18 protein-coding genes and 1 pseudogene are annotated in these 25,696 nt (G+C 60.4%); 10 read left to right on the top strand and 9 right to left on the bottom strand.

Annotated features, from left to right (window positions below):
* Positions 1-210 precede the first annotated feature (210 nt).
* The 4 genes and pseudogenes from NAT23_RS07675 to serA form a co-directional block, all read right to left on the bottom strand.
* Positions 211-1,587, bottom strand: coding sequence for an MFS transporter (locus NAT23_RS07675; protein ID WP_251926977.1), 1,377 nt, complete (start codon positions 1,585-1,587; stop codon positions 211-213).
* A 191-nt stretch (positions 1,588-1,778) separates the two neighbouring features.
* Positions 1,779-2,507, bottom strand: a pseudogene (locus NAT23_RS07670) (SDR family NAD(P)-dependent oxidoreductase).
* 67 nt (positions 2,508-2,574) lie between these two features.
* Entirely contained in the window at positions 2,575-3,765 is a 1,191-nt protein-coding gene (locus tag NAT23_RS07665) for an MFS transporter (RefSeq protein ID WP_251926975.1), read from the bottom strand.
* Between the two features lie 276 nt (positions 3,766-4,041).
* Entirely contained in the window at positions 4,042-5,289 is a 1,248-nt protein-coding gene (gene serA / locus NAT23_RS07660; protein ID WP_251593138.1) for a phosphoglycerate dehydrogenase, read from the bottom strand.
* Between the two features lie 392 nt (positions 5,290-5,681).
* Between serA and NAT23_RS07655 the strand changes: the two genes are divergently transcribed.
* The 3 genes from NAT23_RS07655 to dxs are packed head-to-tail and all read left to right on the top strand — an operon-like array spanning position 5,682 to position 8,771.
* Entirely contained in the window at positions 5,682-5,984 is a 303-nt protein-coding gene (locus tag NAT23_RS07655; RefSeq protein ID WP_251926973.1) for an exodeoxyribonuclease VII small subunit, read from the top strand.
* Positions 5,985-6,860, top strand: a complete 876-nt coding sequence (ispA, locus tag NAT23_RS07650) for a (2E,6E)-farnesyl diphosphate synthase (protein WP_251926971.1) — start codon at positions 5,985-5,987, stop codon at positions 6,858-6,860.
* A 9-nt stretch (positions 6,861-6,869) separates the two neighbouring features.
* Positions 6,870-8,771, top strand: a complete 1,902-nt coding sequence (gene dxs, locus NAT23_RS07645) for a 1-deoxy-D-xylulose-5-phosphate synthase (protein ID WP_251926969.1) — start codon at positions 6,870-6,872, stop codon at positions 8,769-8,771.
* A 78-nt stretch (positions 8,772-8,849) separates the two neighbouring features.
* Here the strand turns inward: dxs and NAT23_RS07640 are convergent, their stop codons facing one another.
* The 3 genes from NAT23_RS07640 to ribA are packed head-to-tail and all read right to left on the bottom strand — an operon-like array spanning position 8,850 to position 10,787.
* Complete coding sequence (locus NAT23_RS07640) at positions 8,850-9,329, bottom strand: acyl-CoA thioesterase (protein ID WP_251926967.1); 480 nt, start codon at positions 9,327-9,329, stop codon at positions 8,850-8,852.
* A gap of 56 nt (positions 9,330-9,385) precedes the next feature.
* Positions 9,386-10,117, bottom strand: coding sequence for a PAQR family membrane homeostasis protein TrhA (trhA, locus tag NAT23_RS07635; protein ID WP_251926965.1), 732 nt, complete (start codon positions 10,115-10,117; stop codon positions 9,386-9,388).
* A 34-nt stretch (positions 10,118-10,151) separates the two neighbouring features.
* Positions 10,152-10,787, bottom strand: coding sequence for a GTP cyclohydrolase II (ribA, locus tag NAT23_RS07630; RefSeq protein WP_251926963.1), 636 nt, complete (start codon positions 10,785-10,787; stop codon positions 10,152-10,154).
* A gap of 255 nt (positions 10,788-11,042) precedes the next feature.
* Here ribA and hemE point away from each other — a divergent pair, with 255 nt between their 5' ends.
* The 3 genes from hemE (at position 11,043) to speE (ending at position 13,455) form a co-directional block, all read left to right on the top strand.
* Complete coding sequence (gene hemE / locus NAT23_RS07625; protein ID WP_251926961.1) at positions 11,043-12,104, top strand: uroporphyrinogen decarboxylase; 1,062 nt, start codon at positions 11,043-11,045, stop codon at positions 12,102-12,104.
* Complete coding sequence (locus NAT23_RS07620) at positions 12,097-12,447, top strand: VanZ family protein (RefSeq protein WP_251926960.1); 351 nt, start codon at positions 12,097-12,099, stop codon at positions 12,445-12,447. The genes hemE and NAT23_RS07620 overlap by 8 nt, the downstream gene beginning before the upstream one ends.
* 147 nt (positions 12,448-12,594) lie before the next feature.
* Positions 12,595-13,455 (top strand): polyamine aminopropyltransferase, encoded by an 861-nt coding sequence (gene speE / locus NAT23_RS07615; RefSeq protein ID WP_251926958.1) that lies wholly within the window; start codon positions 12,595-12,597, stop codon positions 13,453-13,455.
* 67 nt (positions 13,456-13,522) lie between these two features.
* On the opposite strand, the gene NAT23_RS07610 is transcribed toward speE, so the two are convergent.
* Positions 13,523-15,757 carry a mechanosensitive ion channel family protein gene (locus tag NAT23_RS07610; protein ID WP_251926956.1) on the bottom strand — a complete coding sequence of 745 codons (2,235 nt, stop codon included), beginning with the start codon at positions 15,755-15,757 and terminating at the stop codon, positions 13,523-13,525.
* 196 nt (positions 15,758-15,953) lie between these two features.
* Between NAT23_RS07610 and NAT23_RS07605 the strand changes: the two genes are divergently transcribed.
* Positions 15,954-17,936 carry an acetoacetate--CoA ligase gene (locus tag NAT23_RS07605; RefSeq protein ID WP_251926954.1) on the top strand — a complete coding sequence of 661 codons (1,983 nt, stop codon included), beginning with the start codon at positions 15,954-15,956 and terminating at the stop codon, positions 17,934-17,936.
* 100 nt (positions 17,937-18,036) lie between these two features.
* Here NAT23_RS07605 and NAT23_RS07600 read toward each other — a convergent pair whose 3' ends face one another.
* Positions 18,037-18,411 (bottom strand): hypothetical protein, encoded by a 375-nt coding sequence (locus NAT23_RS07600; RefSeq protein WP_251926952.1) that lies wholly within the window; start codon positions 18,409-18,411, stop codon positions 18,037-18,039.
* Between the two features lie 382 nt (positions 18,412-18,793).
* Between NAT23_RS07600 and NAT23_RS07595 the strand changes: the two genes are divergently transcribed.
* From NAT23_RS07595 to NAT23_RS07585, 3 genes are all read left to right on the top strand, one after another.
* Positions 18,794-20,953 (top strand): methyl-accepting chemotaxis protein, encoded by a 2,160-nt coding sequence (locus tag NAT23_RS07595; protein WP_251926951.1) that lies wholly within the window; start codon positions 18,794-18,796, stop codon positions 20,951-20,953.
* Between the two features lie 150 nt (positions 20,954-21,103).
* Positions 21,104-23,011 carry a methyl-accepting chemotaxis protein gene (locus tag NAT23_RS07590; protein WP_251926949.1) on the top strand — a complete coding sequence of 636 codons (1,908 nt, stop codon included), beginning with the start codon at positions 21,104-21,106 and terminating at the stop codon, positions 23,009-23,011.
* A gap of 429 nt (positions 23,012-23,440) precedes the next feature.
* Positions 23,441-25,453 carry a methyl-accepting chemotaxis protein gene (locus NAT23_RS07585; protein ID WP_251926947.1) on the top strand — a complete coding sequence of 671 codons (2,013 nt, stop codon included), beginning with the start codon at positions 23,441-23,443 and terminating at the stop codon, positions 25,451-25,453.
* The last annotated feature ends 243 nt before the right edge of the window (positions 25,454-25,696 follow it).

Genomic DNA, 25,696 nt, shown 5'->3' with positions numbered 1-25,696 from the left:
CGATAGCATAGACGCTATTCGGTGGTTGGATGTTCTCAGGGCACTTTCGCGTTCGCGACGGTCCATATTGATGGCGTGTATGAACGGGCGGAGTACGATACCCCTCGTTCGTACGAGAGGCATCGTATCAGTTACGTCACTCACTTTCATGGACTTGCCCGGCAATCCATAAAAAAGGGTAATGCAATTTGATCGGCTTCAGAATCAGGGTTAATGGGCGGTAATGCTTTCCAACGCGTATCCGCGCGTTTCCTTACCCCACAGCAATACGATGACGCCAGCGGTCAGAAAGCAGCCCGCTCCGAGGGTGAACGCCCCTGCCTGACCTGCAATGGGGATGACCAACCCTACCACCGTCGGCCCGATCAGCGAGCCTACGCGGCCAATGGCGGAGGCCATACCGGAGCCGGTTGCGCGGGCGCTGGTCGGGTAGAGTTCCGGTGTCCAGGTGTAAAGCACTGCCCACATGCCAAACAGAAAGAACTGCATAACAAAGCCGCTGGCCAGAAGCCACATCAGGTCAACGCCATTGGAGGCGCACTGACCGTAGACCCAGACCATGCAGGCAGAGCCCACAAGCGTCACCAGGCAGCAGGGTTTGCGACCCCACTTGTCTAAAAGCCACGCCATCGACAGAAAGCCCGGGATGCCGCCGAGCGAGATCATCACGGTGTAGGAGACCGCGCCGACGATGCTGTAGCCGGAGTCTTGCAGCAGGGCACTGAGCCAGCTGGTCAGACCGTAAAAGCCCAGCAGCGCGAAGAACCACAGCCCCCAGACCATGCCGGTACGCCCACGGTACTGATCGCTCCAAAGCGTTCTGAACGCCTCCCAGAATGACGGCGAGCGCTGGCTGACCGCGGCACTGCTTGGTGCCGGTTCAGGCAGCTCCTTGAGATTGAGCGCTTCACGCACCTGATGCTCGAGGCCATCGACCACGCATTCAGCCTCGGCCATCTTGCCGTGCTCGGCCAGCCAGCGAGGCGATTCAGGCAGCTTGCGACGCACGATGAGTACGAGCAGGGCCGGCAGAGCGAGGGCCAGAAAGATGCCGCGCCAGCCAATCATTGGCAGCAGCCCCCAGGCCAGAAGCCCTGCGGTGATAAACCCGATGGGCCAGAATCCATCGAGCAGCGCCATGTAGCGCCCGCGTTTTTGCGCCGGGATCAATTCGGTCAGCATCGATTGGGCGATCGGAAACTCCATGCCCATGCCAAACCCAAGGATGATGCGGCTGATCATCAGCCATTCGACCGAGGGGGACAGCGCACAGCTGAGGCTTGCAAGTCCCCAGACCACGATGCTGATTTGAAAGATGGGTTTTCGTCCGAACCGATCGGCGAGTAGCCCCGACAGCGCCGCGCCGAGCGCCATACCGACAAAACTCGTACTGGCCAGAAGGCCGGTCATGGTGGAAGAGAGTTGAAACTCGCTTTTGATCGAGCCCAGCAGGAACGTCATCATTGCCAGGTCCATCGAGTCGAAGAAAAACGCCAGGGCGATGATGCCGAACATGCCGTGTTGCACACGCGACAGGGGCAGACGTTCCAGACGTGCAGCGATCTGAGCGGGGGTAGTAGAGACCATCAAGGCTCCTGGTTGTAAGGCGCCTTATTGCGCGCCTTGAATCATTGTTATTGGAAGTTAGCTCAGTCTTACGCACTTCACTGTTGGGGCTTTTCTGGAAGCGACCTCCATAAGCGTGATAACGGCACGTTCTGCTAATATAAAAAAAACCGGCCAAGGGCCGGTTTTTTTTATACGGTGGGCCGCGCGCCTCAGGCCATGGTATCGACGATACCGCCTTCCACCCGGAGCGCGGCGCCAGTGGTCGCGCTTGCCTGCTCGGAGGCGGCGTACACGCACAGGTTGGCCACTTCCTCGGGGGTCGCCAGTCGCTGGATGATGGAGGAGGGCCGGTTTTCGGCAACAAACCGCGCCTCGATATCCGAAAATGACTCGCCCTGTTCCTCAGCCATTGCGGTCAACATGTCGACCACGTCTTCGGAGCGGGTCGGCCCGGGCAGGATCGCGTTGACGGTCACGTTGGTGCCGGCAAGGACCTCGCGAGCCCGCGTGAAATAGACTGAACCGCCGATTTGGTCATGCCGTAATGCACCATCTCAGATCCCCTGTGCGTAGTGCCGCGACAGGCGCACGCCACTCATGATGTTGACGTCGAAGAAGCTCTGCCAGGTGGCGTCATCGGTCTCGAAAAAATCCTTCGGGCCGAAGATCCCGACGTTATTGATCAGGATGTCGGTCTCGGGCCGCGCCTCGATCAGGGTGTCGCAGCCGGCTTTGGTGCCGAGGTCTGCGGCCACGCCGGAGACCGATGCCCCAGTGGCCTGGCTGAGCGTATCGACGGCCTGGTCGACGCGGGCCTGGGTTCGCCCGGTCAGAGTGACCTCGGCCCCGGCTTCGGCAAGGCCTTGAGCGATGGCGTAGCCGATACCGGCGGTGGAGCCTGTGACGATGGCGCGCTTACCGTTGAGCTCGATCTTCATGGTGTCTCTCCCTGGTCTCGTCGCATGGGGCGTGTGCGACTCACCCTAGTTGGCCGGCGGCCCTTCGTCAGGCGCCACTCGGTTCTGACGTGCGCTCCGAGTGGCGACGCCGAAGCGCCAGCACCACGATAAGTCCGCAGACCGGCAGCGTGACAAGATTCATCGACACCCACCCGAGTGCCTCGTTGACGGGGCCTGCCGCCAGCGAAGCCAGGGTGCTTCCCGAGAACACCAGGCAGTCGTTGAGCGCCTGGGCGCGCGGTGCTTCCTCCGAGCGGTAGGTGGTAGTAAGCCAGGCGCTGGCAGTCACGAAGGTAAAATTCCAGCCAAGTCCCAAAAGAATCAGGCCCGCGTAGTAGGCGCTTACGTTCGGCGCCTGAAGAGCACAGGCGGCGGCCAGAGCCAGCAATACGCCGCCAAGCGCGATCATCGCGCGACACCCAAGGCGCTGGATGAGATGGCCGGTCACGAACGATGGCGCGTACATCGCCAGCACATGCCAGCGGATCACGTTGGCGACTTCGGCAAAATCAAGCTGGGCATGATTCATGGCAAGCGGCGTTGCCGTCATGATCAAGACCATCAACGTGTAGCCGAGCGTGCCCGTCACGATCGCGCTCATGAGCGTTGGCAATCGCATCAAGTCGCGCGTGCGCCGTCCACGTGCATCACGTTGCGGCGACACCGGGTTGCTAAGCGGCACGCAGACGATGATCGCCAGTGCGATCGTGTACAGCACGGCAAGCCCGAGGAAACTGCCCAGAAACGGCGTTTCGAGCAGGGCGTGGGTCTGAACGGCAAGCCAGGGGCCGAACAGGGCGGCAAGCACACCCCCGCCCATCACCATCGACAGCGCCTTGGCCCGCTGCTGCGTCGGTGCGGCGTCGACCGCCGCGAAGCGGTACAGCATGCCGGTGCCGATGCTGGCGCCGATTAGGAACGTGCCCAGATTGAAGAGCACAAAACCCTGTTGAATCAGTGCCTGAGCGCACAGCGCGATGCCCAGAAGCCCAAATACGTTGCCGATCACGAAGGTCGCACGGCGTCCGAGCCGAGCGGTCAGCCAGCCGGCGGGCAGTGTCGCGGCGGTCAATCCCAGCATCTGAATAGCTACCGGAAGAGTGGCAAGTCCGACGCTTGGTGCGATGCGCTCGCCAATCAGCGAGGTAATGGTAACCAGCACGATATTGCCGCTGACGAGCAGCGCCTGACACAGCGACAGCCACCAAACGGTCGGTGGAAGTGAGTGACGGGTCATTCGGCGCCCTCCCTGGGCGATAGAGTGTGTGAACAGAGCGTGCGGGCGCCAAGAGCATCTGGTCGACCAAGCAGCGAAGCCGCCCCTGACTTCGAAGCGGCGCGGGGCGCGCTCACGGCCGCATCAATACCGGCCTGAGGTGGGAAGTGTGTTCTTTCGCGCATGACGCTTCAAGGACGGCGGGCCCACCGAAACGGACATACAGCCGACAGGGACTGCGTAAAAAAAGCCCGCACGAGGTGCGGGCTTCAAGTGGATACCGCTAAGCGATGGGGCTTAGCTGAAATCGGCCTCGGAATAGAGCACCCGCGTTCTCAGCGTGCCGGTGACCTGCTTGATCGCATCGCGGGCCTGCTGGCTGTAGGCCTTGTCGACGTCGATGACCACATACCCCACTTCGGTGTTGGTCTGCAGGTACTGACCGGAAACATTGATGTCGTTGTCCGACAGCACGCGGTTGATGTTTGAAAGCACGCCCGGGATGTTCTGGTGGATGTGCAGCAAACGATGCTTGTTTGGGTGCGAGGGCAGCGCCACTTCCGGAAAGTTAACGGAGGTGATGGTGGTGCCGTTGTCGGAGTAGGTGGTGAGTTTCTCCGCCACCTCGGTACCGATGTTTTCCTGCGCTTCCATGGTGGAGCCCCCGACGTGTGGCGTCAGGATGACGTTATCGAATTCGCGCAAGGGCGAGACGAACTCTTCCTCGTTGCTTTTTGGCTCGACCGGGAACACGTCCACGGCCGCGCCCAGCAGGTGTTCGGAGCGAAGCGCATCAGCCAGGTCTTCGATCACCACCGTGGTGCCGCGGGAGGCGTTGATGAACACCGCGTTCTTTTTCATCTTGGCGAACTGCGCCTTGCCGATCATCCACTTGGTCGAAGGTGTCTCCGGCACGTGCAGCGTCACGATGTCGGCGCGCTCAAGGAGCTCATCAAGGCTTGCCACCTGATTGGCATTGCCCATGCCGAGCTTGGTGACCGTGTCGTAATAGATGACGTTCAGGCCAAGCGATTCGGCGATGACCGAGAGCTGTGAGCCGATGCTGCCGTAGCCAACGATGCCGAGCGTCTTGTTGCGCACTTCGTGGGAGTTGTTGGCGGTCTTGTCCCAGCCACCCCGGTGCGCCTTGGCGCTCTTTTCGGGGATGCGGCGCATCAACATGATGGACTGTGCAATGACCAGTTCCGCCACGGAGCGCGTGTTGGAATAAGGGGCATTGAATACCGGCACGCCGCGCTTGAGCGCCGCGGTCAGGTCAACCTGATTGGTTCCGATGCAGAAGCAGCCAATGGCGGCCAGCTTGTCGGCGGCGTTGATCACGCGTTCGTTGAGCTGGGTCCGGGAGCGAATACCGATAAAGTGCACATCGCGGATCTTTTCGATCAGTTCTTCTTCCGACAGCGAGGTCTTCAGATGTTCGATGTTGGTGTAACCGGCATTGAGAAAGTTGTCCACGGCGGATTGGTGGATGCCCTCAAGCAGCAGGACTTTGATCTTGCTCTTGTCCAAGGACGTTTTAGCCATTATCGCTTCTACCTTTGAAGTCGGTGAGCCCGACGATTGCCTGTAACAGTAAGACGGGAGTAAGGCGAACGGCCGCGGCCGCGGGCGTGCAGATGCATGAGGGCACGAAGCGGCAGTGGGCCGACGCGGCCATTAGTCTATCATAGGCTGGATTGGGAGTGTGCCGGGCGTGACGGGGCGGTCATATGCGACGAGACCAGCTCTGCGCGTTGTCTTTCGCGTAGGGAACCGTGATTCAGTGATAGGGCTTTTTAGTTCAGTCGATAGGTCGCGCGGCGAGGCTCTTTCACCTTGGCCGCACCGACATCGCGGTTGTGGTGTGTATAATGCGCTCACAAATGTTTAACTCGTTGGTCCGTGATGGATCGCGACCGTGCTGCGTGAGAAAAGACATGGCTGAACAGGATGTATCGCCCGAGCCCGATCAGGCGTCGCCGGAATTTGCCGAGACGCTTTCGGAACTCGAAACGCTGGTGAACCGGCTCGAGTCCGGGGAGCTCAGCCTTGAGTCCTCGCTCGAAGCCTTCGAGGAAGGCGTTCGACTGACCCGCGCGGCGCGCGAACGGTTGAGCCAGGCCGAACTCAAGGTTCAGACATTGACTCAGCAAGGCGATAGCGCCCCTGGCGATAGCGCCACCAAGGAACGCACGCAGGCCGACCCCTCGGCCGACGAGTCTCGGCAGGGAGGCCGATGAATGCATGTTGAAACGTTGATTGGCGATGGGCGCGACCGCATCGAGCGGGTGCTGGCGGCGCATCTGGACGCGCACCCGTGCCCGGACGCGCGGCTTGATCAGGCAATGCGCTACAGCGTGCTCGGCAGTGGCAAGCGCCTGCGGCCGGTACTTGTGTACGCGGCCGGCCAGGTGGTCGGGGCCGATATCGATACGCTCGATGCGCCGGCGGCGGCCGTCGAGTTGATTCACGCCTATTCATTGGTGCACGACGATCTGCCCCCGATGGATGACGACGACCTGCGTCGGGGGCAGCCAACCTGTCACAAGGCGTTTGACGAGGCGAGTGCGATTCTTGCAGGCGACGCGCTTCAGACGCTGGCGTTCGAAGTGCTGGCCGAACAGACCCACCCGCACAGCGCCGCGATGATCAAAACGCTTGCGAAAGCGTCCGGCCGACGCGGCATGGCCGGCGGTCAGGCGCTGGATCTGGCCGCGGTTGGGCACAAGGTCACACTCGAGCACCTGATGGCGGTTCACCGCCATAAGACCGGTGCGCTGATCGAGGCGGCACTGATCATGGGTGGGCTTGCCGAGTGCGCGCCGGGGGATCCCCGGCTCGATGCACTGACCCGCTACGGTCAGGCCATCGGACTTGCCTTCCAGATTCAGGACGACATTCTCGACGTCACCGGCGATACCGCCGTGATCGGCAAGACCCAAGGGGCCGATGCGCTCAAGGACAAGCCGACGTACCCGGCGCTTCTGGGCCTCGATGGCGCCCGTGACAAGGCGCAAGCGCTGCTCGATGACGCGCTTGACTCTCTCTCTGTGTTTGGCGAGGCCGGCGAACCGCTGGCGGCGCTTGCACGCTACATGATTGAACGCGATCACTGATACTTGACCATGAAGCAGTTTGATACCATTCCGACCGAGCGTCCGTTGACGCCTCTGCTCGATCGCATCGATTCACCGGAAGCGTTGCGCCATTTTTCAGAGACCCAGCTCAAACAGCTGGCCGACGAGTTGCGGGCCTATCTCCTGTATACCGTCGGTGTGAGCGGCGGTCACTTCGGGGCGGGCCTTGGCGTCGTGGAACTGACCACGGCCCTGCATTACGCCCTCGATACGCCCGAGGATCGCATCGTCTGGGACGTAGGCCATCAGGCGTATCCGCACAAGATTCTGACCGGCCGGCGCGATGTGATGCACACCATGCGTCAGCAATACGGGCTGGCGGCCTTTCCCAAACGCGATGAGTCCGAGTTCGATACTTTCGGGGTCGGCCACTCGAGCACCTCGATTTCCGCCGCGCTCGGCATGGCGCTGGCCGCGCGCAATCAGAACCATCCGCGCCGGGTCTGTGCGGTCATTGGCGATGGCGCACTGACCGCCGGCATGGCGTTCGAGGCACTGGCGCACGCAGGCCATGTCAACGCGAACATGCTGGTGGTGCTCAACGACAACGAAATGTCGATTTCCGAAAACGTCGGCGGCATTGCCACGTACCTGTCTCGCATTCTTTCAAGCGAGCCCTATATTGCCGTACGCGAGGGCAGTAAGCGCGTGCTGTCGCACCTGCCGGGCGCGCTGGACATCGCCCGGCGCACTGAAGAGCACGTCAAGGGCATGGTCAGCCCGGCGACGCTGTTTGAGGAAATGGGCTTCAATTACACCGGTCCGGTGGATGGGCACGACCTGCCGCGTCTGGTCAAGACGCTCAACGCGCTCAAGGACCGCAAGGGCCCGCAGTTTCTGCACGTGGTCACCAAGAAGGGCCGTGGCTTTTTACCGGGTGAGCAGGATCCGATCGGCTACCACGCCATCACCAAGCTCGAAAAGGAACCGGCGTCCTCTGCGGCGGCAAGCGTCGCCAAGCCGGCACCCGCCGCCAAACCGCAGAAGTACTGCAATGTGTTCGGGCGATGGCTTTGCGATATGGCGGCCGTGGATGAGCGTCTTCTCGCCATCACGCCCGCCATGCGGGAAGGCTCCGATCTGGTGCAGTTCTCGAAGGATTACCCGGCGCGCTACTTCGACGTCGCGATCGCCGAGCAGCATGCCGTGACCCTGGCTGCCGGCATGGCGTGCGAAGGCGCAAAGCCCGTGGTTGCGATCTACTCGACGTTCCTTCAGCGCGGCTACGATCAACTGGTGCACGACGTTGCCGTTCAGAACCTCGATGTCACCTTTGCCATCGACCGTGCCGGACTGGTCGGTGAGGACGGCTCGACCCATCATGGCGCGCTCGATTTGTCGTTTCTGCGCTGTGTGCCGGATCTTGTGATCATGGCGCCCTCCAATGAGAGCGAGTGTCGCAAGATGCTGACCACGGCCTATCACTACGACGGCCCGGCGGCGGTGCGCTATCCGCGCGGCACGGGTCCCGGCGCGGTCGTTGCCGAGGCGCTCGATACCATCGAGATCGGTCGGGCGGCGACACTTCGAGAAGGTACGGGGGTGGCGCTGTTGGCGTTCGGCAGCATGGTGACCCCAGCACTCGAGGTTGCCGAGCGCCTGGATGCGACGGTGATCGACATGCGCTTCGTGAAGCCGCTCGACCGCACGGCGGTGCTCGATGCCGCCGGCAGGCATGAGCTTCTGGTCACGGTCGAGGAAAACGTAGTCAGTGGCGGCGCCGGCAGCGGCGTCGGTGAGCTGCTGGCGTCAGAGGGCGTGTCTACGCCGCTGCTGTCGTTGGGCATTCCGGATCGGTTCATCGAGCACGGTACGCCTGCGGAGCTTCTGATCGAGTGCGGGCTCGACGCTGACGGGCTTGAAGCGTCGATCAAGGCGCGGCTTGGCTGATCGCACCCTGCAAAGACCCTGAAACCCGGCGCAATGCCGGGTTTTTTTATGGCCATGGCTGACTATAACGGGGCGTGGTTACTGGCCTCGAATATCGCGGAAGCGCTGCTCCATTTCCTGACGCAGCTCGCGGCGTCTCTGGGCAAGCGCCATGCGCTGACGCTCGACCTCGTCCTGAGGCGTGATCGGCGGCACCTCAGCGGCCTTGCCGTCATCGTCCACCGCGACCATGGTGAAGTAGCAGCTGTTGGTATGACGCACCACACGTTTGTGGATGTCTTCGGCGATGACCTTGATGCCGACTTCCATCGAGGAGCGGCCGGTGTAGTTGACCGCGCCCAGAAAGGTCACCAGCTCGCCGACATGGATGGGCTGGCGGAACATGACCTGATCGACGGAAAGGGTGACCACGTAGCGCCCGGCCCACCGGCTGGCGCAAGCGTAGGCGACCTGATCGAGAAACTTGAGCAGCGTGCCGCCGTGAACCTTGCCTGAAAAATTGGCCATGTCAGGCGTCATCAACACGGTCATGGTGGTCTGGTGGCGTGGGGTGTCCATGAAAGGCGTGTCCTTGTCTTCTTGTGGTTATGGGTCGGTGTGCAACGGCGCGCCTATCAGGAGGTTGAAGGGTAGCTATACCCCAGAACGCCGTAATAGATCGCCAGAAAGTGGCAGAGACTACCGCCCAACACGAACAGATGCCAGATGGCGTGACCATAGGGGATCGCCCGCACAGCGTAAAAGATGACACCGACGGTGTAGATCACGCCGCCGGCAACCAGAAGACGCACGCCGCCTGGGGAGAGCGTGGCGGTCATGTGATTGGAAAACAGCACCATCAGCCAGCCCATGACGAGATAGATCGCAACGCGCAGCGCCTCGAATCGATAGGGCCAGAGGATCTTGAACAGGATGCCGAGGGCTGCAAGCCCCCACACTGCGCCGAAAAGCCCCCAGCCTACCGAGCCGCGCATGTTGACAAGCAAAAACGGCGTGTAGGTGCCGGCAATCAATAGATAGATCGCGCAGTGATCAAGATGCTGGAACAGTTGCTTCAAGCGGGGGCGGCGGGTGAAGTGGTAGACGGTCGAGGCGACATAAAGCGCGATCAGACAGACCCCGTAGACCGAAAAGCTGACGATCTTCCAGGGGTCGATGTCGGCAGCAAGGCTTGCAAGCACCACCAGTACGATCAGCCCGGCCACGCTTAAAAGCGCGCCCAGCGCGTGTGAGAAGCTGCTTAGCCACTCTTCAAGACGCGTGTACTCTTCCTCGAACTGCGCGCTCAGGCGGTGCGGTTTGGTGGGGTCGGTCGATTGCGTGTCCTTGTGGGGTTGCTTGCTCATCGACGCTCCTGAATGTCACTCCAAGGTCAGAACCCTACTGTCGCCGGTCGGTATCCACCGAGGCGGCAAGCGTAAACTCTTCAAGCCCCATCATGTGTCCGAGCTTGCCTGCCTTGGTGCTGAGGTAATGCTCATTGTGCGGATTGAGCCCGGCGGTGATCGGCACGCGCTCGACCACGTTGACGCCCTGCTGCTTGAGACCGTCGACCTTGCGTGGGTTGTTGGTCATCAGTTGAAGGCCGGCAATTCCTAAGTGTTCAAGCATCGGAATGCAGATGTCATAGCGGCGCATGTCGGCCTCGAACCCGAGGGCCTCATTGGCTTCAACGGTATCGGCGCCGTCATCCTGAAGCTGATAGGCGCGAATCTTGTTCATGAGCCCGATGCCACGGCCTTCCTGGCGCAGATAGAGCAGAGCGCCCCGGCCAGCTGCGGCGATTCGTTTCAACGCGGCCTGCAGCTGATAGCCGCAATCACAGCGCATGGAAAACAGCGCATCCCCGGTCAGACATTCCGAGTGAACCCGGGCGAGCACGGGGTGGCCGTCGTCGACGTCGCCGAGGGTCAGTACGACATGGTCCTTGCCGGTCTCGGTATCTTCGAATCCGTGCATGGTGAAAGTCGCCCAAGGTGTGGGCAAGCGGGAAGCCGCAATATAGCGAATCGTCACGTTAACCTCGATGAAGTGAGTGGGTCCGTCCACGGCGGCTGGACTCGAGAATGTTACACTATTGCGAGCACGTCGGGCGCGTCAAAATTATTTGGAAGTTGTACAAAATAATAGTACAGAGTCTGTACAATGACGACGCATTGACTATAGAGAACTGGAATGGCGTTGATAGTTGGACGAAGCGATCACGGCTCGGGTCAAATATCGGCGGCTTGAGTACACTAGCCTCACACCCACGCGATAGAGTTTCTTTGAATGACGCTTAAAAACGATCGTCTCCTGCGCGCGCTGGCGCGACAGCCCGTGGACCGTACGCCGGTCTGGATGATGCGCCAGGCTGGCCGCTACCTGCCTGAATACCGCGATATTCGAAGCCATGTCGGCAGCTTCATGAACCTGTGTAGAGACCGGGATCGTGCCTGTGAAGTGACCATTCAACCGCTCGAGCGGTTCGATCTCGACGCGGCGATCCTGTTTTCCGACATTCTGACCATTCCTGATGCCATGGGCCTCGGCCTTTACTTCGAAACCGGCGAAGGCCCGAAATTCTCGCACCCGGTGCGCGACCGCAAAAGCGTCGAGCGGCTTGAAGCCCCGAACGCCGAGCGTGATCTCGACTACGTCATGAACGCGGTCTCGACGATTCGACGTGAGCTCAATGGCCGCGTGCCGTTGATCGGCTTTTCAGGCAGCCCCTGGACGCTTGCTACCTATATGGTCGAAGGCGGTTCCAGCAAGGACTTTCGTCACATCAAGTCGATGCTCTACAGCGAGCCCGAGGTTCTTCACCACCTGCTCTCGGTGCTGGCCGATGCGGTGACCGACTATCTGAACGCGCAGATTCGTGCCGGTGCCCAGGTCGTCCAGATCTTCGATACCTGGGGTGGGGCACTCTCGACGCCTGCCTATCAGGCCTTCTCGCTCGACTACATGACCCGAATCGTCAGTAACCTGATTCGCGAGCATGACGGTCGTCGGGTGCCGGTCATCCTGTTCACCAAAAATGGCGGTCAGTGGCTTGAGCGCATCGCGGATTCCGGCGCTGATGCCCTCGGCCTCGACTGGACCACTGAACTTTCGGACGCCCGCGCACGCGTCGGTGATCGGGTGGCGCTTCAAGGCAACCTCGACCCCAATGTGCTCTTTGCCAAGCCACCGGCAATTCGCGCTGAGGTCAAGCGCGTGCTCGACAGCTTCGGCACCGGCAACGGTCACGTCTTCAACCTGGGGCACGGAATTTCCCAGTTCACCCCGCCCGAGCACGTCAACGCCTTCATCGATGCCTTGCATGAGATGAGTCCGGCCTACCATGACTAACGCTCGTCTGTTTGCCGGGCTCGCGCTGATCTGGGGTCTGGCAATCGCGGTGGGCAGTCTCATGCCCGGGGAGGCGCTGCCGAGTGCGCTGCCCTGGGACAAGCTTCAGCACGCGCTCGGCTATGGCGGGCTTGCGCTGTTGCTCTATCTGAGCGGGCGTACCCGGCTGTGGGCGTTAATGGTCTCGTTTGTGTTCGGCATTGCCATCGAATACGCCCAGTGCCTGGTGCCGGGCCGGATGGGCGGTGATTGGGCCGATATTCTGGCCAACACGCTCGGGGCGGTGCTGGGGCTTTTCATCGCAACGCTCGTTCAGTACTTCGGACGACTCTCGCGGCAGTGAGTCGTCGTCCAGGTGCGGGCGTGGGCGAACGCGCGATAGTGCTTTTGTTTCCGTGTACGGCTCGCTATCGTGCGAGCGGGAATGGGCCGGACGCGTTCGGCCCGAGATGAATGGCGCCCGAATGGCGGGCCGTGCAGGAGAGTGATGATGAGCGATCAACCGATCGAAGGCTGGTTTACCGAAGTCTTCGACCGCCACGGCAGTGCGATTGCGTTGAAAGTGCAGGAAAAGCTTCTGGACATCACGTCCGAGTATCAGCACCTGGAGGTCTATCAGACCGAGACCTATGGTCGTCTGATGGTGCTCGACGGCTGTGTGATGTTGACCGACCGCGACAATTTTCTTTACCACGAGATGATGACGCATCCGGCGCTTCTGACCCACGGCGCGCCGCGCCGCGTCGTGATCATCGGTGGCGGCGACTGCGGCACCCTCAAGGAAGTGCTCAAGCATGAGCGCGTCGAGCATGTGACCCAGATTGATATCGACGAAGAAGTGACCAATGCGGCCAGGCAATTCTTCCCGGCGCTGGTCGAGCGCAACGATGATCCGCGGGCCGAGCTGTTGTTCGAGGATGGCGTCAAGTGGGTTGATGCCTGCGATGACGGCAGCGTGGATGTGTTGATTATCGATTCAACCGACCCGGTCGGGCCTGCAGAAGGGCTCTTCAAGACCGACTTCCTGACGCGCTGCCACCGCATTCTGAAGCCGGGTGGCGTGATGGTGCAGCAAAGCGAATCACCGCTTTATCACACCGAGACCATCATCAAGTCGCTGCGCGAGGACATGAGCTCGGCCGGGTTCGAAAGCGTCGCGACACTGCCGTTTCCGCAGCCGACGTACCCCTCCGGCTGGTGGAGCTGCACGATGGCCGGCAAGGGCTGTGATGTGACGGCGTTCGACCCCACAACGGTTCGCACCGAGCATCTTGAGCTTGAGTATTACACGCCAGAGCTTCACAAGGCGGCGCTGACGCTGCCGCCGTTCATGAAACGCCACCTCGGGTAAGTGTTGCCGGCGCTCACGTCGAGCGCCGGACCGTCTTTTTCGAAGACCTTCGGTTTTTCGGTGAGGCTCAGTTCGGGCCGTCGCCGGGGGACGGCTCCTCCGGCAGCGGTGTCGTGTACGGCATCGCCGAGGCGCCCTTGTTCGGCCCGCCGCTTTCCATCTGAATGCTCATCCGCGACATTGCCATGTCGACGCCGTCTGCTTCCATTCGGCGTTTCAAGCGCAGGTTGAACTCGCGGGCCACGTTCCACTGCATGACCGGTGACGTTCGAAACTGCGCGCGCAGGATGGCCGCGCCGTTATCGAAGCTTTCGATGCCTTGAAATTCCAGCGGCGACCAGATGTAGAACCGACCGAAGGTGTCCTGTCTCAGCTCGTCGGCGACTTCCTGAATCATCTTGATGGCGTCGTCGATCTTGAGCTGATGTGGGATGCGGATGCGGAACAGGGCGATGCCGAACTCGCGGGAAAAGTTCTGGATCGATTTGATCTGACTGAACGGGATCGAGTGAACGATGCCGTCGAGGTCGCGAAGACGTACGGTTCGAATGCTGAGTTTCTCAACCGTCCCCATATGGCCGCCCACGTCGACGAAGTCGTCGATGGCAAGCGTATCCTCGATCAGGATGAAAACGCCGGTGATCAAATCCTGCACCAGCGTCTGCGCCCCGAACCCGACCGCGAGGCCAATTACACCGGCACCGGCCAGAAGCGGCGTCACGTTCACGCCCAGATTGGCCAGAATCACGATCAGGGTGATCACGGCAATGGTTACGAACACCACGTTTCGGATCAGTGGGGCAATGGTTTGCGCGCGGGTGCTCTGATGGCGGCCGCGATGGGTTTTCATCGTCGACTTGAGCGCCTGCTGAATTGCGGTATCGAGAATGATCCACACGAACCACGCAAGCAACAGTGTGCTGCCAAGACTCAGAATCGTGTTGAGCACGTATTGCCAGAGCACGGTGGGCGTGCGCGTCTCGGTCAGACTGTGCCCCCAGAAGCGCAGCGCGATCTCGAGAAACAGCACCCAGCTCAAGAGCTGCGCGAGGATATAGCCAAAGCGCACTAGACGCCGCCAGTAAAGCGAATGACGGCGGCGTTTGAAATCGGGTCGACGGCGCTGCTCGTCGCGACGAAGAAGCCCGTTGCTGATCAGGACCACCACCAGTACCACTGCCGTCAGCACCGCCTTGGTGAACGCGTTGCGCGCATCGCCGCTCAGCGTGATGTTCGACACGAACAGGGCGGTTACGAACAGCGTGGCCGGGATGTGCCAGATCCGTCCGAGTGCGTACAGAAATTCGACCAGGTGGCTTCGTTTCTTGCGAAGCGGATAGTCGCTGTTCTGGATCAGGTGGCGAATCGGGCGCTTGAAGCGAATGATGAAAATGCCGGCGATGATCACCGCGATCAGACTGCTCAGCTCGGAAACGAAGCCGGCCAGGCCATCGCCCATGAGTTCTCTGAGCTCGGGGGCATTGGCTGCATCGCTCATGGCGGCGAGTGCGGCAATGAAGAACAGGCGGCCAAGCGCACGCTTTCTCAGGATGCGCTGAGCGGTCCGGCGGTGGCCGTAGCCGAACAGCGAAAAGATGATGTCGCAGATCAGCCGGAACAAAAGGCCGGCAAGCCCGACGTAGGCCACCGTCATGCCAAGCGTGATGCCGGGCGTGGTCGGCAGAAACGACGCCGCCCCAAGTGTGACCCCAAAGGCGATGCCCCAGGGCAGCGCCCGGCGCAGAAAGAATCGGGTGATTGCCAGAAGCGAGGGTTCCTCCGGCAGTGCCATTGGCCACTCGTAATGGCGAACCAGAAAGCGAATCAGCCACTTGAGTGCCCAGGCAAGCCCCAGCCAGCAGCCAAGCGTGATCAGGAAGTCTCCCAGAATCCGCCCGGCCGTCAGATCGAATTTAAGCCGCTGGCTCAGGTTCTTCCAGGCATTGATCGCCTGTGTGCGCCATCGGTCGAGAAAACTCAGGTTTTCCCCGTTATCGAGCTGGTCAAGCGAATCGGCAAGGGCGCCAAGCAGACCTGATGAGCCGCCCTCGTGCGCGCCTTCGCGGGCGGCATTGGCCTGTTGCAGGCTTTTCAGGCTATCGAGCAGGGCCTTGCGATCCTGATCGTTTTCAAGCGTTTTGATCACCTCGTCGAGCGACTGGTTCAGCGTCTGGGCCGAGGCGGCCTGGTCGCTGCCGCCGCTCTGGCCCGGCAGGGCCGCAAGCGCCGTGGTCGACATCAACGCCATCCAGAGCGTCAATATCAAATACGCCCATCGCGGGCCCGTGCGTGCTCGCCTCATTGCAATTCCTTGGCTTGGTCGGTGGGAGGGGTACTTTGCCATGGCTTGTGGCTGCAACCCAGCCCACCATGGGTCAGTGTCTTTTAATAAGCACGTTTTAAACTACAGTGGAGAACGTAGACCGGATGTCGCGTTCGAACGGACGGCGTCTGTCATGTCGATATCGGGGCAAAGGCCTCGCTGAGGAGTTCGTTAGATGGCCAACCATGCTCATTCTTCGTCGGCGCCGCTGTGGCAGCCTTCTAGAGACCGGATCGCGGCGTCTCAGATGACCGCACTGATGCGCCGGCTCGAGCGCGATCACGGCGTCACACTCGAGGATTACGCGGCACTTCACGCCTTCAGTGTCGACCACCTCGAGACGTTCTGGTCGGAGCTTTGGGGCGATTTCAACCTGATCGCCCCTGAGGTGCCAGACAAGACGCTTAGCTTTCCAGACGGCCAGGCCGGCCGTATGGAGCACGCAACGTGGTTCGAAGGTGCCCGGCTCAACTACGCCGCCAACTGCCTCTGGCGTCGGGACGATGCGCCGGCGCTGATTTGCCGTGACGAGCGCGGCCGGCGTGAATCGATCAGTTATTACGCGTTGTATGACGAGGTCGCCAAGCTGGTGTGCGCACTCGAGGAGGCCGGCGTCGCTGCGGGTGACCGGGTGGCGGGTATTGTGCCCAACAGCAAGCACGCCGTGATCGGGCTTCTGGCTTCGGCAAGTCTCGGCGCGATCTGGTCGTCGTGCTCGCCGGATTTCGGCGAGGCTGGCATTCTCGACCGGTTTAGCCAAATCGAGCCCAAGGTGCTGATTGCCTGCGATGGCTACAGCTGGGGCGGCAAAGCGATCGACATCCGTGAACGGCTTGGCAAGGTGAGCGCGCAGCTCGAAAGCGTAGTGACGACCGTGATATTCGGCTTTCTGGAGGACGAACCGGATCTTGAAGCCATCGAAAAGAGCGTGCGTTGGGAGACGTTTCTTGAAAACGACGCCTATGAAATCGATTTCCGGGCGCAGGCGTTCGATCACCCGCTCTACATCCTCTATTCCTCCGGCACCACTGGCGTGCCCAAGTGCATCGTGCACGGAGCCGGCGGTTCACTATTGCAGCATTTGAAGGAGCATCGCCTCCATGTCGACCTCGACAGCGACGACGTACTGTTGTTCTACACCACCTGCAGTTGGATGATGTGGAACTGGCTGGTGTCCGGGCTCGCAACCGGGTCGACCCTGGTGCTCTATGACGGTATGCCGCTGCATCCCTCGAAGGATGCGCTGTGGCGCATTATCGAAGAAGATCAGGTCAGCGTGTTCGGAACCAGTGCGCGCTACATCGCCACCTGTGAAAAGGAGGGACTGAAGCCGGGTCGTGAGTTCGAGCTTTCGGCGCTGCGTGCCATTCTGTCGACCGGCTCGGCGCTGTCTCATGAGTCGTTCGATTACGTCTATGCGGACATTAAGTCTGATCTGATGCTGGGCTCGATTTCAGGTGGCACCGACATCGTGTCCTGCTTCGCGTTGAGCTGCCCGATCAAGCCCGTCTACCGTGGCGAGCTTCAGTGTCTGGGGCTGGGTATGGATGTGGCCGTGTTTGATGATACAGGCGAGTCGGTGGTGGGTGAGAAGGGCGAACTGGTATGCCGACAGCCCTTTCCCTGCATGCCGGTCAAGTTCTGGAATGATCCGGAGGGCACGCGGTTCCATGGCGCCTACTTCGATGAGTTCGACAACATCTGGGCGCACGGCGACTTCGCCGAGCTGACGCCCAACGGGGGCGTGATTATTCACGGGCGCTCGGATGCGCTTTTAAAACCCGGCGGCGTGCGCATCGGCACCGCGGAAATCTATCGCCAAGTCGAAAAGGTCGAGGCGGTCAAGGAAGCGTTGTGCATTGGTCAGCAGTGGGACGGCGATATGCGTCTGGTGCTGTTTGTGACCCTGAAGGAAGGGCATGATCTCGATGAGGCGCTTGCGCAAAGCATCCGTACCACCGTGCGCGAAAACGCAACCCCTCGGCACGTGCCAGCCATCATTATTGAGGCGCCGGAACTGCCGCGCACCCGCTCCGGCAAGCTGGTGGAGCTTGCCGTCACCGACGTTGTGCACGGACGCCCGGTCAAGAACAAGGAAGCGCTCGCCAACCCTGACGCACTTGCGTTCTTCGACTCATTGGAGGCGCTATCTAACTAGCGGCTTTCCAGAGAGCGGCTATCCAAAGAGCGACTTTCTAGAGAGCGGCATGACCGCACCCAAGTGGCCGAGCTGATCCGCCCGTGAATCACGGGCGTTTTCAGGGGGCCGATTTCTTGCGTTTCGAGGGTCGCGCCTCGCCCACCCCGTCGTCTTCATGCGTGCCATGCGTATTTGGCGGCCGGCCGGTGCGCGGGTCGTTGGGCCGCGTGATCATCGGCGCCCGGCCGGACATCGCGATGACCTGCGCCTTCAGGTAATGCGGCAACAGCCACAGCTCGGCCATAAGGCGCAAAACGATCATCGCACACAGCATGGCGCCGACGCCGGTGCCCCAGCGCAAAAGCTCCTGATGCAGGCCGCCAAGCCACAGCCAATAGCCGCCGTAGCCAAGAATGGCCAGTTGCAGCAGGCCGTGCAGGGTCGTGATGACACGACGGGACAAGGGGCGGTCGGGAAAGAGAAAATGTCGCATAGCACTCTGAGTTACCAAAAGGATCACGGCGGCGGGAGGCCCCGTTCGCACAGTGTGGGCGCTTATCCTAGCGAATGCGCTTAAGGCTGTCGTTAGATTGCTGTGTCAAAACGTTGCGGTGTGTAGTTGCCCGCAGGATGACTTCGCGCTAACTGAATTCTTGCTGAGCCAGGGAGTAGCGCTGTTCGGACGGCAACCGCTAAAACAATCGGTTAAAGGGCTTTTTGTACGCTTTTCTATTAAAGGTAGCCCTGATGTTTCATGGTCCACTAAGTTTTGCCTCGGCTGCGTCGTTATCTAGGAAGAGCGCCTCCAAATAAGCCACATGCTGTTCTGGAGGGGCAATAAAGTGCTTCCTCTAGCCGAATGTGGGCCGAACAATATGAAAAACTTCAAGTCCATCAAACATTTTGTCGTACTGGCCGCAGGGGCTTGCATTCTAGCCGTTGTCGCTACTCTTCTTGTCTATAACTACATCTCCACGGTTCAAACCGAAGAAGCCGTGACCGAGCGAACGTCATCACTTTTGAAAAGTGGCATCGATGAGCGGCTGGCATCGATTGCTGAGGCCAAATCCGGGCAGATCAATCTCAAGCTCGAGCAAGCGCTTTCGGTTGCGCAGGAGCTTGCCAACGCTAATGCCGTGATAGGCACCCAGGGTGGCCAGCTCGGTATAGGGCGAAACGAAATGTCGGCGCTTACCAAGCAGGCGGTTAGCCGAAACGCGTTTCTGCTTGATGCCTATATTGGCTGGGAGCCGAACGCGTTCGGTGACGATAGTGCCTATACCCCCCTGGCCGATAGCCCGAAAAACTACGATAACAGTGGTCGGTTCAGGCCGTGGTGGTATCGCACCAACTCAGGCGATGTCAATGTGTTTCCTCTCGGCATCGAGCAGGGGATGGAAAACCAGACCGTTCTTCCCTCAGGGATTCGCAAAGGCGAGTACTACCTCTGCCCTCGTGAAACCGGAAAGACCTGTGTCACCGACCCGGCCATCTACGATTACGGCGGTCAGGATCTGATGGTGACCTCCTTTAGTGTGCCGATCATGGTCGATGGGGTATTCAAAGGGGTTGCTGGAACGGATTTATCGGTCGAATTCATTCAAACGCTCTTGCAAGACGCCAACAAGGATCTATATAGCGGAGCCGGACGGATGGCTCTAGTGGCACCGCTTGGACGGCTGGTCGCCTACACCGGCGATAAAAGTGCACTGGGTACGCCTGCGGCCGGTGTCCTCGAGGGCTCCAGTGCCTCAAGGCTTACCCAGGTGCAGCAAAGCGGCAAGGTCATCCAGGTCATGGATGAACAGTCCGGTCTGGTCGAAATCTATAAGCCCATTCGGATTGGGACGACCGATGTGAACTGGACCCTGGTTATTCAGTTGCCCATTTCTGCCGTCATGGCCGACCTTGAAGCATTGAAAGGAGAGCTTGGCGAGCGGCGTACGACCGATATCATCGGCATGCTCATCATCAGCGCGATCGTGACCGTTCTTGGACTCGCGTTGATCTGGTGGGTGGGTAGTAATATCGCGCGTCCGCTGGGTCATCTGGCCGATCGCATGCAGGATATTGCCAGTGGCGATGGGGATCTGACCCAGCGTCTGCCGGTGTCCGGTCGCAACGAACTTGCCGCGGTGGCGGCTCAGTTCAACGCCTTCGTCGAGAAGATCAACGGGGTCATGCTTGATGTGCGCGACAGCAGCGAGAATGTAAAGCTAGCATCTGGCGAGATTTCAACCGGCAGCCTCGATCTATCCCGCCGTACCGAAAACACCGCCGCAAGCCTCGAGGAATCTGCCGCGGCAATGGAAGAGCTGACCAGTACAGTGGCCAATTCCGCCGAGTCCTCACGTCACGCCTCGACCATCTCCTCGAGCGCGGCCAAGTCCGCTGAAGAAGGCGGTGAGGCCATGGTCGAAGTCACGGCGACCATGCGTGAAATCAGCAACTCCGCCAAGGAGATCGAAAGCATCATCGGCGTGATCGATTCCATCGCCTTCCAGACCAATCTGTTGGCGTTGAACGCCTCGGTCGAGGCGGCGCGAGCCGGCGAGCAGGGCCGAGGCTTTGCCGTGGTGGCAGAGGAAGTTCGAAGCCTTGCCAACCGCAGCACCAAGGCCGCTAAAGAGATCAAGACGCTGATCGATGCCTCGGTCGACAAGACCGCCAGCGGCGAAGCACTGGTTCAGCGGGCCGGCGAGCGCATCACCGGAATCGTTGATCAGGTTCGCCGCGTCAATGACCTGATCGGGGAAATCTCGACCGCGGCGGAGGAGCAGAATACCGGTATCTTCCAAGTCAACCAGGCGGTGTCGCAGCTTGACCAGATGACTCAGGAGAACGCGGCGCTGGTCGAGGAGTCCGCGGCGGCGTCCGATGCCCTCAGCCAGGAAGCCCGCCGCCTGGCCGACATTATCGGTGTCTTCCGGCTTCGAGAGCGCGGTCAGCATGAGTATGTCGCGACCGGTCACTACGTTACCGAGTCAGACGAAGCGCCGTCAGCGCACGCGCGTGAGCGCGAGTATATCGACTGAGCGCGAGACGGTCGAGCAGGAAACGGCGCCTTCGGGCGCCGTTTTTTTAGCCATCATGAATGTATCGGGGCATGGTCAAGTTCCTTTTCGTAGAGACGATAAGGTAGGTAAGTTTTTTAGCACTTTAGGCTTACCTAAAAAGGAAAGTTCATGCCCACTTCGATACGTGCCAGGATTTTAGTGTTCTGCGTTGCCATCATCGTGTTCGCGCTTGCGCTGACCGGTGTTGCAACGTACGCCGTGACCAGTGCCTATAACGAGGCTTCCATCAAGGCCAACCTGACCTCAATCGCGGATGGCTACAGCCGCTCGATCGAGGAGTGGGACGCCAGCCGCCGCTCGATTCTGAATGCAGCCGGCAACGACGCGCTGTCCGATCACGAGGTTCAAAGTCTTCAACAGGCCGCCCGCAGTGGCGGCTTCTCGATGGTGTATATCGCCTACGGAGACGATACGTTCGTTTCCAGCAGTGGCTGGACGCCACCAAACGATTTTACGCCAACCCAGCGCGCCTGGTATCAGAAAGCGCTCGCCCAGGACGGGCTGGTCGTCACCAAGCCCTACATGGACGCATCAACAGGCTCTCTGGCCATCGCGTACGCTTTGCCGATTAAATCCGAAGGGCAAACGGTGGGTGTCATGGGCGCGGATGTAAGCCTCAAGAACGTGACGCAAAACGTTAATTCCCTGAAGCCAACCCCTGAGAGCTATGCGTTTCTGGTCGACCGTAGCGGCACGCTCGTGGCGCACCCCGATCAAGCCATGGTGTTGAAATCGCTGGGTGAATTGGGGGGCGGGTTTGATATCAGCACCCTGACGCAGGCTGCTCAGTCGCAAAATGTACTGGATGCAACGATTGGGACTCAGCAGGTCTTGTTGTTCGCGGTGCCTGTTGCGGGCACCGACTGGACGCTTGCGATCGCCCTTGATCGCAATGACGCCATGGCCGGACTTGCAAGCATCGTCAAGACGACCGTGATTGCCCTGGTGGTGGTCGGTCTGCTCGCGTCCTTGCTGCTCTGGGCGATTCTGACGCCCATCTTCCGCCGAATGAACGACGTCCGCGATGCGATGATCGATGTGAGTGAAGGCGAGGGTGATCTGACCAAGCGCTTACCGCTTGCCCGACGCAACGATGAGATCAACCAGATTGCCGGCTCGTTCAACGCCTTCGTCGACAAGATCAACGGCGTCATGCTCGATGTGCGCGACAGCAGCGAGAACGTAAAGCTTGCCTCCGGGGAAATCTCGACCGGCAGTCTGGACCTGTCTCGGCGCACCGAAAATACCGCCGCAAGCCTTGAGGAATCTGCCGCAGCGATGGAAGAGCTGACCAGTACGGTGGCCAACTCTGCCGAGTCCTCACGCCACGCCTCGACCATTTCCTCAAGCGCCGCCCAGGCCGCCGAAGAGGGCGGCGACGCCATGGTTGAAGTCACGGCCACCATGCGGGAAATCAGCGATTCCGCCAAAGAGATCGAAAGCATCATCGGCGTGATCGATTCCATCGCCTTCCAGACCAACCTGCTGGCGCTGAACGCCTCGGTCGAAGCGGCGCGGGCTGGCGAACAGGGCCGCGGCTTTGCCGTGGTGGCCGAAGAAGTTCGAAGCCTTGCCAACCGCAGCACCAAGGCCGCCAAGGAAATCAAGACGCTGATCGACTCCTCCGTGGATAAGACCGCCAGCGGCGAAGCGCTGGTTCAGCGGGCCGGCGAGCGGATCACCGGAATCGTTGATCAGGTTCGCCGCGTCAATGACCTGATCGGGGAAATCTCGACGGCCGCGGACGAGCAGAACACCGGCATTTCACAGGTGAACCGGTCGGTGTCTCAGCTTGATCAGATGACCCAGGAGAACGCGGCACTGGTCGAGGAGTCGGCGGCGGCGTCTGACGCACTCAGTCAGGAGGCGCAGCGGCTCTCGGAGATCATCGGTGTCTTCCGGCTCAGCGAGCGGGGCCGGTCAATTGATGCCCCCGCACACACGTCCAGACCTACACAGACACCGTCATCTGGAGCCCGCCGTGCGTCGCGTCAGCCCGAGTTCGACCACAGCTGACGGTAAGGCCCGAGCCCGGTTCACAAACGTCCTGCCACGGCGCCTGCGGGCGCCGTTTTATAAAAGGCGTTTATGAGAGTCAGGGTTCAAAACTGTAAGAATTCAAAACTGGACTAAATCACTCAAGCTTATTTTGTACCTCGCCGTTACTCAGACTACTGGCCCATTGAATGGGTCGAAATGACCGGCCCTCGTTTACCAGGCGTGGCGGCGTTGTTGTAAGCATGCTGGTGCATGAAGACTGTGCACCTTGGATACTCCCCCTACGTTCGAGTCCATTGCGATATGAATTATTTCAAATCGATCAAACATTTTGTGGTCCTCGCGGCGGGCGCCTGTATTCTCGCGGTCGTCGCAGCTCTTCTGATTTACAGCTATTTCTCGACGACGCGCACGGCAGAGGTCGTCGAAACGCAAACAGAAAGCCTGATGCGTGAGTCCATTAATGCGCGCCTTGAATCGGTGGCCTCCGATCAGGCCGGTGAGATCAATCGTCAGCTTGAAAAGGCCTTGAGCGTCTCCCGTGAGCTTGCCAACGCCAACGAGCTGATGGCGCCTGCCTCCGGTGGCCCGGCGCTCGACATCAGCCGCGATGAGCTCTCGGCGATGATCAAGCAGACCGTTGCCAAGAATGAGTTCCTGCTTGATGCCTTTATCGGGTGGGAGCCGAACGCGTTCGGCAGTGACAGCGAGTACGCCGGCCGTGAAACCGGCGGCTATGACGGTTCCGGCCGTTTCATGCCGTGGTGGTATCGAACCGGCACCGGTGCGGTGGAAGTCCTGCCACTCGGTGCGACCATGGACAGCCAGAAGGTCATGGAATCCGGCATTCGTGAGGGCGAGTACTATCTGTGTCCGAAGGAAAGCGGCAGTACCTGCGTTATTGACCCCGCCATCTATGACTACGACGGCAAGGACGTCATGGTTACGTCGTTCAACGTGCCGATCATGGTCAATGGCGAGTTCAAGGGCGTGGTCGGTACGGACCTTTCGGTCAACTTCATCCAGGATTTGTTGTTACGCGCTGACCAGAACCTTTATGACGGTGCGGGCGATATGGCACTCATCGCACCGGGAGGCGGGCTGGTGGCCTTTACCGGAGACGCGTCGAAACTTGGTCAAAATGCCTCTACTGCGCTGGACCAGTCGGTCATCCAGCGCATCGAGCAGGCCCGCCGCTCCGGGCAGCCGGTCAATGTGACCGACAGCGCCGCAGGAACGATCAAACTGATTCACCCCTTCGAGATCGGCAATACTGGCACCCGATGGACGCTGATGCTCAGCCTGCCGGAATCCGCAGTATTTGCGCAGCTCAACGCCATGCAAGGTCAGATCACCGAGCAACGTACCTCCGACGTCGTCGGCATGCTGTTGGTCAGTGCCTTGATCGCGGCCATCGGTCTTGCCTTCATCTGGTGGGTCGGGCGCGGTATTTCACAGCCGCTGGCCGAGCTTGCCGGGCGCATGCAGGGCATTGCCTCGGGCGATGGGGATCTGACCCAGCGCCTGCCGGTGACCAGTCGCAATGAACTCGGGCAGGTCTCCGAGCAGTTCAACGCCTTCATCGGCAAGATCGAGCGGGTCATGATCGATGTGCGGGACAGCAGCGAAAACGTCAAGCTGGCCTCCGCCGAGGTCTCGACCGGCAGCCTCGATCTGTCGCGGCGCACCGAGGATACAGCGGCAAGCCTTGAGGAGTCGGCGGCGGCGATGGAGGAGCTGACGGGTACGGTCGCGAACTCCACCGAGTCTTCACGCCATGCATCCACGCTCTCACGCGATGCGGCCAAGGCCGCTGAAAGCGGCGGTGACGTAATGGCAAGCGTGGTCGGCACCATGCGCGAGATCAGTAATTCGTCCAAGGAAATTGAAAGCATTATTGATGTGATCGACGCCATTGCCTTCCAGACCAACCTGCTTGCGCTGAATGCCTCGGTCGAGGCCGCGCGCGCCGGCGAGCAGGGTCGCGGGTTCGCGGTGGTGGCCGAGGAGGTTCGAAGCCTGGCCAACCGCAGTACCAAGGCGGCCAAGGAGATCAAGACGTTGATCGATGCCTCGGTCGAGAAGACCACCAACGGCGAGGCGCTGGTCAAGCAGGCCGGCGACAAGATCGGTGACATTGTCGAGCAGGTCCAGCGGGTCAATGGGCTGATTGCCGAGATCACCACGGCGGCGGAAGAGCAGAACACCGGCATCTTCCAGGTCAACCAGGCCGTGTCGCAGCTTGATCAGATGACGCAGGAGAATGCGGCGCTGGTCGAGGAGTCCGCCGCCGCCGCCGATTCACTGAGCCAGGAAGCGACGCGTCTGGCTGACATCGTCGGGACATTTCGAGTCAGCAGTGGCGGTGTGTCCGATGTCAGCACCCAGTCGTCACACGCAGGCGGCGGCCAGCCCGCGCGCTCACCTCGTCTAGCCAATGATACGGCGCTGCATGCCTGATCAAAAAACATGGATATCGTCCATTCAAGTATTGAAACGGCGCCTTAGGGCGCCGTTTCAATGAGAAAAGCACTGTAACCGAGCCTTTTAAAGGATCGCTTCGTTCAAGCCGATAGCCACAGTACGCCTTATTACCTCGCCCCGTGTTTAACGAACCAAGTGCGTTATGGCCTTGAGCAATTGCGGAGTGCAAGGGAGTAAAACGAGCGCGTCCCGATCAATGAGTTATGGCGAGGTTAAGGC

The organism is Larsenimonas salina (assembly GCF_023736155.1).
In the GTDB taxonomy this organism is placed as follows: Bacteria; Pseudomonadota; Gammaproteobacteria; order Pseudomonadales; family Halomonadaceae; genus Larsenimonas; species Larsenimonas salina.
Note: the sequence above shows the minus strand (reverse complement) of the source record. Positions and strands in the feature narration are given on the sequence as shown.